A 15,522-nucleotide genomic window follows, 5' to 3' on the forward strand; every position below is an offset into this window, starting at 1 on the left:
AAAATATGTGAGTTAAGGGGGGAATGAATAATGGTTAAAAGAGTTTTAGTGGTTATTGTTGGCGCGTTATTGTTTACTTTTTCTTTATCCGCTTGCAGTAAGGATAAAGAGGAAGAAATTGGTGGTAGCAAAGAAGCGGTAGAAAATGTAACAGAAGAAGAACTGCCAATTGTCAAAGAGCCAATTGAATTAGATATTTTTGCTGGGAAGGCTGCTACTACTGCAGATGATTGGAATGACGTTTTATTGTTAAATGAATATGAAGCAATGACGAATGTGAATATTACGTGGAATCAAGTACCTGCTGATGGGCTTGATGAGAAGAGGAATCTTGCCTTAGCGAGTGGAGATTTGCCAGATGCATTCTATGCTGCAAATGTTTCTATTTCAGATATTCAAACATACGGAGCACAAGGAACTTTTATTCCGCTAAATGATTTAATGGAAGAGTATGCTCCAAATATTTCAAAGGTGCTTGATGAAAATCCTGACATTAGAAAAGGTCTTACATTCCCAGATGGTAATATTTATTCTGTCCCAACGGTATATTCTCCAGATTTCTTATCATTGTTAATCGGTGCAAAAGGTTGGATTAATGGAGATTGGTTAGAGCAATTAGAGATGGAAAACCCAGAAACAACAGAAGAATTTTATGCGTATTTAAAGGCTGTAAAAGAAACAGATCTGAATGGAAATGGAAAAAATGATGAAATTCCACTTAGTAGCGTAGCAGAAATGTCACGTATTATACATTGGATTTCTGGCGCATTTGGTGTTCAAAACAAAGGTCAATTGCATACGCTTGTTGATGAGGATCCAGCAACGGGAAATATTCGTTTTTTCCCTGTATCTGCGTCTTATAAAGAAATGCTCGTCTATTTAAATCGGTTATTTGAAGAGGGGTTGATTGAGCAAAATATTTATACACTTGAAGTAGATCAGCATTTAGGAAATGCTGCAGATAATTTATATGGTGCTGTACAGTTCTTTAATCCTATTGAATTATATGGTAATGATGTTGGCAGTCAGTTCATACCAGGAAATGCACTTGAAGGTCCAAACGGGGATAAAATGTATACAGGAATAACTTCTCCATTACGTTCTTTAGGTAATTTTATTATTACAAGTGAGAATGAAAATCCAGAAGCAACACTGAAGTGGCTTGATTATTTTTGGAGTGATGAAGGAGCAAAAATGTTTTTTATGGGAATGGAAGGCGTCACTTATGAAGAAACGGATGATGGTCCGCAATTAGTAGAAGAAATCACCAATCATCCTGATGGGTTAACGTTAACACAAGCTTTAGCGCAATATATTATCAATCCTGGTGGTAATCATCCAGTTATGGTGACGGATGATTATTTTACAGGATCTGAAAATGCACCATCAGATAAAGAAGCTGCTAAAAATTTAGAGCCCCATCTAATAGAAGAAATATGGCCAAGCTTCACTTATACTGCTGAAGAGAACGAGGAATTATCCATTCTGCGAACAGACTTAGAAAAATATGTTAATGAAATGCAAGCCGCATTTATTACGGGTGAAAAAGATTTTTCAGAATGGGAAAGTTATGTGGAAACAGTAGAAAATATGAACCTAGATAAGTATATGGAAATACAGAAGCAGGCTTATGAACGTTATAAAGAAAATTAACCCTTAAATTATTTAAATATTTAAACATTTTGGCGTGATGTATTATAGTGAGTCAACGTCATCCTTGTCTCGTATAAATTTTTTGAATAACCTTTAAAAAGTAAGGGGATATAATAGCTTCCTTTTCATCGGTGTGAAGTGTGAAACGAGTTTATGACACGAAATGTAGAGGAAGCTTTTACATACTTATTAGAGCACTGCTGCACCGTAATTACATCTGACGTAGTAAAGCAATCTTTCGCTTGGAACGAAAGGTGCGACTCCTGTAAAAAAAGCATCCGTATCCCGCCAACACACCAAGCGTTTTAGCAAGGGAGGAGCTCAAGCAGCTTCCGTCTGTAGTGAAAAGCGATGGGTTCACGTGCAGATACAATTTCGGGAAACCTGTTAGAAAAAATGGCGGAATAGTAACGGCTAAATAATTTGTGAGGAGGTTTATAAATGAGAGCAACCAAATCAGAAGCTTCTCTTCCTAATCAATCTAGAACTTATACCATAAAGAAAAAATTGTTGAGAAACTGGCAATTGTATGTGTTTTTGCTCCCAGCACTTGCTTATTTTATTATTTTACACTATGTGCCAATGTATGGTGTGCAAATTGCATTTAAAAACTTTATTGCTACAGAAGGAATTTGGGGGAGCCCATGGACAGGATTTGATCATTTTACTCGATTCTTTGATTCCTATTATTTTTGGAGACTGCTGAAAAACACATTGCTATTAAGTGCTTATCAATTAATTTTATTTCCTTTACCTATTATATTGGCACTTTCATTAAATGAGCTAAGAGCAGGCGCTTTTAAAAAATGGTCACAAACCTTAACCTATGCACCTCATTTTATCTCTGTTGTTGTCGTCGTAGGAATGATTGTTATCTTCTTAGATCCAACTACTGGGTTGGTGAATAGAATCATTGTTGCTTTAGGCGGCGAGTCCATCCCGTTTTTAACGAGTCCGGATTGGTTTCGACATGTCTTTACTTGGTCAGGAGTTTGGCAAACGTTGGGATGGAGTTCGATTATCTATTTAGCTGCACTTTCTGCTGTTAGTCCCGAATTACATGAAGCTGCAAAGGTAGACGGTGCAACACGCTTGCAACGAATCACTCATATTAACATCCCCAGCATTCTGCCGACCATTGTTGTTTTATTTATATTAAATATTGGATCTTTCATGACGGTAGGTTTTGAAAAGGTTTTATTAATGCAAAACAATCTGAATATGTCCACTTCCGATGTCATTCAAACGTTTGTTTATCAAACGGGGTTATTAGAGGGGCAATATAGTTTTGCGGCAGCTATTGGGTTATTTGATTCAGCTATAAATATTACATTACTCGTGATATTTAATTATTTAGCGAGAAAAACAACAGACTCTAGCTTATGGTGAGGAGGTATAGGAATGAAAAGAGTTAGCCTATCAGACAAGTCATTCGATCTATTAAATACACTATTTTTACTTATTATATTGGTATTAATCGTCTATCCACTAGTTTTTGTTTTAAGTGCTTCTATTAGTGATCCTACTGCAGTAAGCTCTGGTGAGATGTGGTTGTGGCCTGTAGATATTACGTTTGAAGGTTATCAACGGGTTTTTGCTGAAGCGTCAATTTGGAGAGGATATGGGAACACGATTTTATATACGTTAGTAGGTACAGCCATTCATTTGTTTGTTCTTTTGCCATGTGCCTATGCTTTATCAAGGAAAGAACTGATGGCAAAAAAAGCTATATTATGGTTTTTTCTGTTTACAATGCTATTTAATGGTGGACTCATTCCGACTTATCTTATAGTTAAGTCTTTAGGTATGTTAGATACCATGTGGGCAATTGTTATTCCGAACGTTGTAGGTGCTTGGTCGATTTTAGTAGCACGTACTTTTTTTCAACAAAGCATTCCTGACCAGTTAGTTGAAGCTTCAAAAATTGACGGTGCTTCTGATTTTTATATTTTTATAAGGGTGGTTTTACCTCTTTCTCTTCCTATTATTGCAGTTATGGCTTTATTCCATGCAGTAGGTTTATGGAATCAATATTTTAACGCCTTAATTTATTTATCTGATAGAGATAAATTTCCATTGCAATTAATTTTAAGGGAAATTTTAGTTGTAAATCAGATGCAGTTAAACGATCCTACAGCAGGTGGAGGGGCAGAATCTCTCGTAGATCAGGTGAAAACAGCAGGTTTAATTAAGTATGCCGTCATCATCGTTTCCTCGCTCCCTTTATTACTTGTGTATCCTTTTATTCAAAGATATTTTGTGCAAGGAGTTTTAATTGGATCAATTAAAGAATAAATTTATTTGAACAAATGAGGGGGACTACAATGAGTGGGTTTATAGCTAGCTATTATCATTTCTCGGTGTGGGTTACTAGGTTCGCCTATTTAAATTTTTTATGGATCATATTTTCAGTTGCTGGATTACTTGTATTCGGAATTTTACCTGCTACTGCTGCTATGTTTTCGGTTGTTAGAAAGTGGATAAATAAAGAAACAGATATACCAATATTTTCAACCTTTTGGAGGTCATATCGAAAAGAGTTTAGCAAAATAAATGTATTAGGATACGTTATTTTAGGAATTGGCTATTTGATGACGATCGAGTTTCAAATCCTTCGTTCACAAGAGCATATTGCCTATCTTTTTGCTAGTTTTGGCGTTGTTGGTTTGTTTTTATTGTATATGATTATACTCCTTTATATTTTTCCGATTTTTGCACATTTTAAGTTGAGATCGTTGGAGTACATAAAGTGGGCTTTTGTTATTGGCATAGGCCATCCGCTCTTAACTGTATTCTTAATGGGGGTTACTAGCGGTTTGTTTTATTTTATTTACCTAACCATTCCAGCTTTACTATTTTTCTTTGGTGGGAGTGTGTTTGCTTATATTGTAACATGGGGAGCGCAGCAAACGTTTTCAAAGTATGAGCAAGCATGACATTCTTTGTAAGAGACGTTATACAACTAGCTAATTAATCGTCATATAGAAATTCAAACTTCTTGTATAGTTGTTATTTCATAAGATTGTCATGTCTTTTATTCCTTCTTTCACCGCTTGATAAATAATCTTTGTTATAATAGAATACACAAGAATACACTATTTTATCATCATTTATGAAGTAAATCTCCATCTGGAACGGTATGAATGGAGGAGTTAGGTATGTCGAATAATAAACAACAAACAGCTGTATGGATTGAACTTTATACGACGATTAATGACAATGGACAAAAAGAATTCCACGAAAGCAAACAGGCTGGTACGCTTTATCAAAAAGAAAATATAGACGTACTGACGTTTGAAGAAGTGGTAGAGGATGCGTCTGTTGTAAAAAATATGATTACAATTCAACGTGAAAAGGTAAACTTGAAACGTTCGGGTAATGTTACCATGAATCAGCAATTTCATATGAATCAAACGACAGAGAATGTACTAAAGCATCCTTATGGTAATATACATATGGAAACTTATACGACAGCTATTGTCTATGAACCGTTATCGTCAACAAAGAATGGCAACCTGCAAATTGTTTATGATCTCAAACTAAATGGACAAGATGCGAGACAGCAAACGCTCGACTTAGTTATAAAAGAGGAGGACATGGCATGAATGTATTAGAGCAAACAGAAGAGACATTGAAACAACAAATTAGGGATGCCGTCTTGCGAGCTGGTCTTGCAAGTGAAGAAGAAATACCGGAAATGGTGCTTGAAAAACCAAAAGATAAAAGGCATGGGGATTTTGCGACAAATATTGCTATGCAACTAGCACGTGTTGCAAAAAAAGCGCCACGTCAAATTGCGGAAGAATTAGTAAACGTGTTTGATAGAGTGAAGGCATCTGTTGAAAAGGTAGAAATTGCAGGGCCAGGCTTTATTAACTTTTTTATGAAAGAGGATTTTCTAGGCTCGATTGTTCCAAATATTTTACAAGAGGGAGAAGCCTATGGAAGATCAAGAGCTGGTAATAATGAGCGTGTACAAGTGGAGTTTGTCTCTGTGAATCCAACGGGTGATTTGCATTTAGGTCATGCAAGAGGCGCGGCTTTCGGAGATGTCTTATGTAACGTATTCGATGCTGCTGGTTATCGGGTTGAACGAGAATACTATATTAATGATGCTGGGAATCAAATCGATAATTTAGCCTTGTCTATAGAAGCGCGCTATTTGCAGGCATTAGGTCAAGACGTACCCATGCCTGAAGATGGCTATTTTGGTGAAGATATTACGGAAATTGGTAAACAACTAAGGGAAGAATATGGAGAACAGTGGGTACAAAAAGATAGGGAAGAACGTTTAGCTTTCTTTAAAGAATATGGGTTAAGTTATGAACTGGGTAAAATTAAAGAAGATTTACAAGCATTCAAAGTTCATTTTGACTCGTGGTTTTCTGAGCGCTCCCTTTATAAGGAAAATAAAATTGGAGAGACACTAGAAAAAATAGCCACCTACACATACGAAAAAGATGGTGCTACATGGTTCCGTAGTACGGAATTTGGCGATGATAAAGATCGCGTTTTAATTAAACAAGATGGTACTTATACTTATTTAACCCCGGATATTGCGTATCATAAGAATAAATTGGATCGTGGGTTTGATCAAATTATTAACGTTTGGGGCGCCGATCATCATGGTTATATCCCGCGGATGCGTGCTGCGATTCAAGCGTTAGGCTATCCCGCTGAAAAGTTTTCCGTAAAAATCGTGCAAATGGTAAATTTATTTGCGGATGGCGAAAAGGTGCGGATGAGCAAACGTACCGGTAAAGCTGTAGCATTAAGAGAGCTTATAGAAGAAGTCGGGGTAGATGCCGTTCGCTATTATTTTGTAATGCGTTCCAATGATTCGCAGCTTGATTTTGATATGGATCTTGCCCGATCTGAATCGAATGATAACCCTGTATTTTATGTGCAATATGCACATGCAAGAATTTGTACGATGTTAAAGCAAGCAGAAGGGAAAGGACTTTCTTTTGATCGCGATGCCGATGTTTCACTTTTAACCGCTGAAAAAGAAACCGATTTGTTAAAAAAGCTAGCTGCATTTCCGCAAGTTATCGCTGATGCAGCTCGAATGCAAACACCGCATAAAGTAACTCAGTATGTATTTGATCTAGCGTCTTTGCTACACAGTTTTTATAATGCAGAAAAAGTATTAGATACAGATCATCTCGAAAGAACGAAAGCGCGTATCGCTTTGATGCAAGCTGTCAAAATTACATTGGCGAATGGTTTACGCGTGTTAGGAGTAACGGCGCCAGAGAAGATGTAGATTTCCACGTTATTGGAAAAAGCTTGGAAAAGACCACCGCTTTTTCAAAAGAAAAGAAAGCTCTGTCCGTATAGAAAAACGAAGACTTTATCGCCAGCCCTCTATGGCGAAAAGTCTTCGTTTTAATTATGTTTTTATATGCCATTTTTTGTTTTGCTAGCCTAGTCTCGTCTTTGTGAGGATTTCGACTAACGATTCTACGATTCAGCGGGAATAGAAAGTATTTCTTTAGCGCGCTTCACTTCTTCTTCTGTAGGTGGTTCGACACCGGCAAGTGGGTATTCTAAATTTAAATGCTCCCATTTATAAATTCCCATCTTATGATACGGAAGTACTTCAACTTTTTGTACATTACCCATATTTTTAATGAAATCATTTAGCCTTGCTAATTCGTCTGGGTCATTTGTTCTTTCTGGAATAAGAACACGGCGAATCCAAACAGGTGTATTTTTCTCGGCTAATAGTTCCGCAAATTTCAAGATATGCGCATTGGGCATTCCTGTAAGCTGTTTGTGTAAATCATTATCTAAATGCTTAATATCTAAGAGTACAAGATCTGTAACACGTAATAACTCATCCACTTTCCTTAAAAAGGTAGGGCTTTCCCGAAAACATCCAGCTGATGTATCAATTGCCGTGTGGACGCCTAATTTTTTGCATTCCTTAAACAGCTCCAGCAGAAAATCAATTTGTAATAATGGTTCTCCGCCACTAACCGTAATGCCTCCACTGCTCTTAATGTATGGGAGGTAGTCTTTTAGGTCTGTGATGATTTCGGCTACACTTTTCTCAACCCCGCCTTTTACGTCCCACGTGTCGGGGTTATGGCAAAATTGACATCGAAGCAGACAGCCTTGTAAAAAGATGACATAACGCAAACCCGGTCCGTCTACTGTACCGCATGTTTCTATCGAGTGAATTCTTCCGATCATTGGTAAAGCCCCCTTCTTTAAGGCGGAAGGGCAGGATAAATGCCCTTCCTAACAAAATTAAGTTACAAGTATGCTTACAATCCTTTATGGAATGTACGGTTAATAACATCGAGCTGTTGCTCTTTAGTAAGTTTAATGAAGTTTACTGCATATCCACTAACACGAATCGTTAATTGTGGATATAATTCTGGATGCTCCATGGCATCTTCTAACGTTTCACGGTCAAATACGTTAATGTTTAAGTGATGTCCTTCTTTACTTGCATAGCCATCAAGAATGGATACTAAGTTGCTTGTACGTTCATCTTCTGTTTTACCTAGTGCTTTTGGAACAAAACTTGTTGTATTAGAAATACCGTCTAATGAGTTTTCATAAGGTATTTTAGCAACACTGTTTAAGGATGCAAGTGCTCCAGATTGATCACGACCATGAAGTGGGTTAGCACCTGGTGCAAATGGCTCACCAGCACGACGACCGTCTGGTGTGTTCCCTGTTTTCTTACCGTAAACAACGTTTGAAGTAATCGTTAAGATAGATAATGTTGGTACAGCATTACGGTATGTTTCGTGTTGACGGAACTTATTCATAAAACGATTCACAACGTCTACAGCTATGGAATCCACTTCATCATTGTTGTTACCATATTTAGGGAAGTCTCCTTCAATACGATAATCTACTGCTAAGCCGTCTTCATCACGAATAACATGAACTTTTGCGTGTTTAATAGCACTTAGGCTATCTGCAACAACGCTTAGTCCAGCAATACCGCCTGCCATTGTACGAAGAACGTCTTTGTCGTGTAGTGCCATTTCAATACGTTCATACGCATATTTATCATGCATGAAGTGAATGACGTTTAATGTATTCATGTATAGCTTAGCTAACCAGTCTAAGATGACATCGTAACGTTCCATAACTTCTTCAAAGTCTAACACATCAGAAGTAATCGGGCGAAGTGGTGGTGCTACTTGCATTTTTAATTTTTCATCTACGCCACCATTAATCGCATAAAGTAAAGCCTTAGCTAGGTTAGCGCGTGCGCCAAAGAATTGCATTTGTTTACCGATTTCCATCGCACTTACACAACAAGCGATACCGTAGTCATCACCGTAATGTTTACGCATTAAATCGTCATTTTCATATTGGATGGAGCTTGATTCAATGGACATTTTAGCACAATATTTTTTAAACGCTTCTGGTAATTTTGTAGACCAAAGAATCGTTAAGTTAGGCTCCGGAGCAGGTCCCAAGTTCGTTAATGTGTGTAAGAAACGGAATGAGCTCTTTGTAACAAGTGGCTCACCTTGTAAGCTTACACCACCAATGGATTCTGTTACCCAAGTAGGGTCCCCGCTAAATAATTCATTATATTCTGGAGTACGAGCGAATTTCACTAAACGTAATTTCATAACAAAATGGTCAATAAGTTCTTGTGCTTGTTCTTCTGTTAGGTGACCTTCTTGTAGGTCGCGATCAATATAAATGTCTAGGAATGTAGATACACGCCCTAAACTCATTGCGGCACCATTTTGTTCTTTAATCGCAGCTAAATAAGCCAAGTATACCCATTGAATAGCTTCTTGCGCATTTGTAGCTGGTTTAGAGATATCAAATCCATAGCTTTCTGCTAACTGTTTTAATTCGTGCAATGCTCTTATTTGCTCATTATGCTCTTCACGTTGTTTAATGATATCTTCAGTCATAACACCGTCGTTTTCTAGCAATGTAAGTTCTTCTTGTTTTTTCTTAATTAAGAAGTCTACACCATATAGAGCAACGCGACGGTAGTCACCGATGATTCGACCACGCCCATAAGCGTCAGGCAAACCTGTAATGATACCAGCTTTACGTGCTTTTCTCATATCTGGAGTATAAGCGTCAAATACGCCTTGGTTATGTGTTTTGCGATATTCCGTAAAAATGTGCTCTGTTTCTTTATCTAACTCATAGCCATATGCTTCACATGAATTTTTCGCCATGCGAATACCACCAAATGGCATTAGACCACGTTTAAATGGTTTATCCGTTTGAACGCCGACAATGGTTTCTTTATCTTTATCAAGATATCCAGGACCATGTGACGTAATGGTAGAAGGGATTTTTGTATCCATATCTAATACGCCACCAGCTTCGCGTTCTTTTGCAGTAAGTTCTGTTACTTGTTTCCAAAGATCTAACGTGTTTTGTGTAGGTTTAGCTAGAAATTGTTCATCACCTTCGTAGCCAGTAAAATTGCGTATAATAAAGTCTCTAACATTAACGTCTTGTTCCCATTTCCCACTACGGAAAGTTCTCCAAGGGGATAAAGTAGTAGTAGTCATAGAACTACCTCCTTCATATATTTAAAGCTTCTATTAATAGTATAACAAAAATATCATATTGTGAAAGTATTCACATGTGATATTTTTATGACATTTACCTCTCTTTATAAGTATTCACAAAGAATACGTTTACATGTAAAAATATGGTTTTGAAAACCGTATAATGTGAACTAGGAGAACGTCACTTTTATCCTTTTAGTAAGAAAGCAAAAAGTTTAAACGATTATAGTATAAGAAAAACTACAGCGTTCGCTACAATCCAAGTTTTTATAATATATGAATTTGTTTTATCCATAATACTTGGACTGTATTCATTCTGCTATAAGTTAGATAAGAATCCTTTCATTGTTACCCCCAAAAAATGTCGGGGCTTATAATAATTGTTCACAGAAAGATGTAAAAAATTTATTTCTTCTTTGATCAAAAGAGAAAATATAGTAGAAAAACAGTTGACTGAATGATCATTCATATTTATAGTAGTAAATATAAGATTTAAAAACAAACCATTTTTCTGAAAAATGAAATCGTTGTCAAGGGAGAGTTGTGCACCTATTCAAATTGTTCTACTGCATGATAAGGGGAGTGAGTGAAGTGAATACATTTTTGTTAGTAAATGCCATTGCATTTACCGTCATTACGATTTATGGGGTGTACTTATTTGCAAAAGTCGTAGCTACACGGGTGGCTTATATTCGTTTAGGGAAAAAGTCAGAGTTTGATGGGGAGTTTAAAGAGCGATTCAGAAGAATAGGGAAAATTGTTTTTGGTCAGTCGAAACTTTTAAAGGATAAAAAATCTGGCATTATTCATGTCATGATGTTTTACGGATTTATTCTCGTACAATTTGGTGCGCTGGACATGTTTATTAAGGGGTTATCACCTGGAAACCACTTACCTTTTGGACCGCTTTATCCAGGGTTTGTATTTTTTCAGGAATTAGTAACCTTAATGATTCTTGTAGCAGTGATATGGGCTTTTTATCGCCGTTATATTGAAAAACTTGTCCGTCTTAAACGCGGATTTAAGGCAGGTTTAGTTTTATTGTTCATTGGCACATTAATGATTTCTGTGTTATTTGGAAATGGAATGGCATTATTATGGCACGGTCATGATGTAACGTGGGCGGAACCCGTTGCAAGTGTTATTGCGATGGCGTTTTCTTGGTTGTCATCTACTGCTGCTATGGTACTATTTTATGTCGCTTGGTGGATTCATACGATCACAATCCTTGTGTTCCTCGTTTACGTCCCACAATCCAAGCATGCCCATTTAATTGCTGCACCAATTAATGTGTTTTTAAGTAAGCGTGTACCAGGTAAGTTAAAGAAAATTGATTTTGATATGGACGAAGATCAAGAGGAAGAAGAGATCGCATTCGGTGTTGGGAAAGTGGAAGATTTTGAACAGCATCAAATGATTGATTTTTATGCATGTGTAGAATGCGGTAGATGTACAGATGTTTGTCCTGCTGCAGGTACAGGGAAAATGCTATCGCCCATGGATATTATGATTAAAGTACGAGATCATTTAACAGAAAAAGGCGCAGCAATTACTGGAAAGTCGCCATGGGTCCCAGCCTATGCATTTGCCAATACGGCGGGCAATCAAGCCACTGCAAAACAAGAGGCTGCTGCCACTGTGCAAAGCGCGAGTTTAATTGGTGATGTCATTACAGAAGAAGAATTGGCTGGTTGTACAACGTGCCGCAACTGCGAAGATGCCTGCCCTGTTAACAACGAGCATGTAGGAACGATAATCGATATGCGCAGGTACTTGGTCATGACAGAAGGAAAGATGGACCAAGATGTTCAACGAGCAGTTATGAATATTGAACGACAAGGTAATCCATGGGGATTATCGAAAAAAGATCGGATTAAGTGGCGTGAGCAAGATGAGTCTGTGCACATACCAACGATAAAAGAATTAAGTAAAGAAGGCAAAGATTTCGAATACTTATTTTGGGTTAGTTCTATGGGAGCATATGATAATCGAAGCCAAAAAATTGCTATTGCGTTTGCCAAGTTATTAAACCAAGCAGGTGTGAGCTTTGCAATTTTAGGAAATAAAGAAGCGAATTCTGGAGACACAGCTCGTCGGATAGGGAATGAGTTCTTATTCCAGGAAATAGCGGAGAAAAATATTAAAGAATTTATGAAAAATGATGTGAAAAAAATTGTTACGATTGATCCACATGCATACAATATTTTTAAAAATGAGTATCCAGATTTTGGATTTGAAGCGGAAGTCTACCACCATACCCAATTATTATATGATTTATTGATAGAAGGGAAGTTGAAGCCTCAAAAAGCGATTAACCAAAGGCTGACATACCATGATTCTTGTTATCTAGGCAGGTATAATGGCGTATACGATCCGCCGCGGGAGATTCTCCAATCTATTCCAGGGTTAGAATTGGTAGAAATGCAACGTACGAGAGAAAATGGGATGTGCTGTGGAGCAGGTGGTGGGTTAATGTGGGCTGAGGAAACGACAGGAAATCGTATTAATGTTGCGCGTACAGAGCAAGCGTTAGCGGTTAAGCCGAACATGATTTCTAGTGCATGCCCGTATTGTTTAACGATGATCAGTGATGGTACAAAAGCGAAAGAAGTGGAAGAGGATATTAGCACGATGGATGTAGCAGAGATTTTAGCTATTTCTGTATGTAATGAAGAACAAATAAAATCCGCTTAATAGAATGGTGTGACAGCGTGAAATTGTCCTTAACTGCTTACCATTGGAAAGTACAAAGTTCTGGGGTTTATCGTATAAAGAAAAACAAAGGCTTTCGCGATAAGACTTGGCGACAAGCCAAGTTTTTCTAACAAATTTGCAATAAAAACACTTCGAATATTTCTCGATACCTGTTATTCTATTAATCTATAGAGTATGCTTCACTATAGGAGAATGTAAGATGAGTGGTTTGTGTATAACAGCATAACCGAATAAGTTACGTCTGGCTCTGGCGCCCAGCAACGAGGTAATTTAACAAATGCTCTGAGCTAAGTCATCATTAGTTCTTCCCTCACCATGGTTTGTAAAGCTTTAATGATTTGTTCCATTTTCTACGTTGCTAAACGGGCGCACCTTGAGCCTTTGCTGCACTTTAGAAAGTAAAAAATAATAGTATAAGAAAAGCTACAGCGTTCGTCATAACAATTGGCGACAAGTTAAGTTTTTCTAAAAAAAGTTAGGTAACTAAGCTTTTTGAACATGTTCTGAATGAAACGATGAGCGAGCGTTCAATCAAAATAAAGGAGTGATTAATAAGTTATGAGAGAAGCAGTGATTGTATCTGGAGCTAGGACTCCGTTTGGAAAGTTTGGTGGTGCACTACAACCTTTTACCGCTTCACAGTTAGGGGGGAAGGCTATTGAAGAAGCATTAAAACGTGCTCATATAGCTGGTAGTGATGTAGGTGAAGTAATAATAGGAAATGTTTTACAAGGCGGTCAAGGGCAAATTCCTTCTAGACAAGCAGCCAGAGAAGCAGGAATTCCTTGGGAAGTGAAGACAGAAACGGTGAACAAGGTATGTGCCTCGGGATTACGAAGCGTTACATTAGCAAACCAGCTTATTCGTTTAGGTGATGAAGATATCATTGTTGCTGGTGGGATGGAGAGTATGAGTAATGCTCCATACTTTTTGCCAGATGCTCGCTGGGGCAATCGAATGGGTGACAAGAAAGTTGTCGATATGATGGTACATGATGGATTGACTTGTTCTTTCCATGGTGTTCATATGGGAACGTATGGAAATACGACAGCTGCAGAGTATGATTTAACGCGAGAGGAACAAGATGAATGGGCGTATCGCAGCCATCAACGTGCCGTAGAAGCGATAGAGGATGGCAAGTTTGCTGAAGAGATTGTAGCTATGGAAGTGCCACAACGTAGGGGCGAGCCAATTATTGTCGATCAAGATGAAGCTCCAAGAAAAGATACGAGCATAGAAAAACTAGCGAAGCTTCGATCGGCATTTGACCGAGATGGTACGATCACCGCAGGGAATGCTCCGGGGATAAATGATGGTGCATGTGCATTTGTTGTTATGTCAGATGAGAAAGCTTCCGAACTTGGAAAAGAAGTATTAGCAGTTATAAAAGGGCATACGGAAATTGCTGTTCCTGCAGAAGATTTTCCGAAAACACCAGGTCTAGTTATTAATCAATTATTGGAAAAAACGGGGTATTCCAAAGAAGAAATTGATTTATTTGAAATTAATGAAGCGTTTGCTGCAGTGGCATTAGCGAGTGGCAAAATTGCCGGGATTGATCCGGAAAAGGTGAATGTAAATGGTGGGGCAGTTGCATTGGGTCATCCAATCGGCGCAAGTGGAGCGCGGATTATTCTAACGCTTATTTATGAGCTTAAACGACGTGGGGGTGGACTTGGCATTGCTGCAATTTGTAGCGGAGGAGGTCAAGGTGACGCTGTTTTAATCGAAGTACCTAAACAGTAATTAACAAGGGGGAGAGGAATTGGATATTAAACAAGTGATGGTCATAGGCGCTGGGCAAATGGGGGCAGGAATTGCCCAGGTCTGTGCTCAAGCTGGGTTTCATGTAGTCATATATGATAAACATGTCGCATCATTGAATAATGGTATGAAAAGAATTCACACGTTTGTACAACGAGCTTTTGAAAAAGAACGAATAACGGAAAAACAACGTGATGAAACGCTGCAAAGATTGCAACGTGCGGAGAAGGTAGAAGCTGTGGAAAAGGCGGATATCGTTATTGAGGCTGTCATCGAAAATATGGATGCCAAAGCCGCTATTTTTAAAGAGTTGGACCAATTAGCGCCAGCACGTACTATTTTAGCTTCTAATACGTCATCTTTGCCAATTACTAAACTAGCAGCTGCGACAAATCGCCCTGACCGGGTGATTGGCATGCATTTTATGAATCCGGTTCCAATTATGGAGTTGGTAGAAATTATTCGGGGATTACAAACAAGTGATGAAACCTATTTTAAAGTTGAGCAAATGGCAAGAGCATTACATAAAACGCCAGTTACTGTCGCGGATTTCCCAGGTTTTGTTTCCAACCGTATATTAATGCCAATGATTAACGAGGCTATTTATACATTACAAGAAGGAGTTGCTACGGCAGAAGATATAGATACTTCAATGAAACTAGGTATGAATCATCCGATGGGTCCGTTAACACTCGCTGATTTTATTGGTTTGGATACATGTTTGTACATTATGGAGGTACTGCATGAAGGCTTTTCCGATAGTAAATACCGACCATGCCCGTTACTTAAGCAATATGTGCAAGCGGGATGGTTAGGTAAAAAAACAGGTCGAGGTTTTTATGTGTATACGTAAAAACTTGTAAAGATCGAG

At 38.0% G+C, this 15,522-nt stretch carries 11 protein-coding genes; 9 read left to right on the forward strand and 2 right to left on the reverse strand.

Going from position 1 to position 15,522, the window contains the following annotated elements:
• Positions 1-30 precede the first annotated feature (30 nt).
• The 6 genes from D9780_RS20540 to argS all read left to right on the forward strand — a co-directional run bounded on the left by D9780_RS20540 (position 31) and on the right by argS (position 6,919).
• Positions 31-1,653 (forward strand): extracellular solute-binding protein, encoded by a 1,623-nt coding sequence (locus D9780_RS20540; RefSeq protein WP_240458745.1) that lies wholly within the window; start codon positions 31-33, stop codon positions 1,651-1,653.
• 441 nt (positions 1,654-2,094) lie between these two features.
• Entirely contained in the window at positions 2,095-3,042 is a 948-nt protein-coding gene (locus tag D9780_RS20545) for an ABC transporter permease (RefSeq protein WP_121641351.1), read from the forward strand.
• Between the two features lie 12 nt (positions 3,043-3,054).
• Entirely contained in the window at positions 3,055-3,948 is an 894-nt protein-coding gene (locus D9780_RS20550) for a carbohydrate ABC transporter permease (RefSeq protein WP_101932874.1), read from the forward strand.
• 29 nt (positions 3,949-3,977) lie between these two features.
• On the forward strand, positions 3,978-4,589 hold the full coding sequence (locus tag D9780_RS20555; protein ID WP_121641352.1) for a YesL family protein: 612 nt from the start codon (positions 3,978-3,980) through the stop codon (positions 4,587-4,589).
• Between the two features lie 222 nt (positions 4,590-4,811).
• A complete protein-coding gene (locus D9780_RS20560) occupies positions 4,812-5,258 on the forward strand; it encodes a YwiB family protein (RefSeq protein ID WP_116277353.1) in 447 nt (148 codons plus the stop codon).
• Positions 5,255-6,919 carry an arginine--tRNA ligase gene (gene argS / locus D9780_RS20565; protein ID WP_116277352.1) on the forward strand — a complete coding sequence of 555 codons (1,665 nt, stop codon included), beginning with the start codon at positions 5,255-5,257 and terminating at the stop codon, positions 6,917-6,919. Before D9780_RS20560 ends, argS begins: the two co-directional genes overlap by 4 nt.
• A gap of 197 nt (positions 6,920-7,116) precedes the next feature.
• Here argS and pflA read toward each other — a convergent pair whose 3' ends face one another.
• Complete coding sequence (gene pflA / locus D9780_RS20570; protein WP_073009175.1) at positions 7,117-7,851, reverse strand: pyruvate formate-lyase-activating protein; 735 nt, start codon at positions 7,849-7,851, stop codon at positions 7,117-7,119.
• A 74-nt stretch (positions 7,852-7,925) separates the two neighbouring features.
• On the reverse strand, positions 7,926-10,172 hold the full coding sequence (pflB, locus tag D9780_RS20575; RefSeq protein WP_101932870.1) for a formate C-acetyltransferase: 2,247 nt from the start codon (positions 10,170-10,172) through the stop codon (positions 7,926-7,928).
• Between the two features lie 591 nt (positions 10,173-10,763).
• On the opposite strand from pflB, the gene D9780_RS20580 reads away from it, so the two are divergent.
• From D9780_RS20580 to D9780_RS20590, 3 genes are all read left to right on the forward strand, one after another.
• Complete coding sequence (locus tag D9780_RS20580; protein ID WP_121641353.1) at positions 10,764-12,866, forward strand: (Fe-S)-binding protein; 2,103 nt, start codon at positions 10,764-10,766, stop codon at positions 12,864-12,866.
• A 579-nt stretch (positions 12,867-13,445) separates the two neighbouring features.
• The gene (locus D9780_RS20585; RefSeq protein ID WP_121641354.1) at positions 13,446-14,633 is read left to right on the forward strand and encodes an acetyl-CoA C-acetyltransferase; all 1,188 of its coding nucleotides are present in this window, start codon (positions 13,446-13,448) and stop codon (positions 14,631-14,633) included.
• 19 nt (positions 14,634-14,652) lie between these two features.
• The gene (locus tag D9780_RS20590; protein ID WP_121641355.1) at positions 14,653-15,504 is read left to right on the forward strand and encodes a 3-hydroxybutyryl-CoA dehydrogenase; all 852 of its coding nucleotides are present in this window, start codon (positions 14,653-14,655) and stop codon (positions 15,502-15,504) included.
• Positions 15,505-15,522 lie beyond the last annotated feature (18 nt).

The organism is Virgibacillus sp. Bac330, assembly GCF_003667845.1.
Lineage (GTDB): Bacteria > Bacillota > Bacilli > Bacillales > Amphibacillaceae > Virgibacillus > Virgibacillus chiguensis.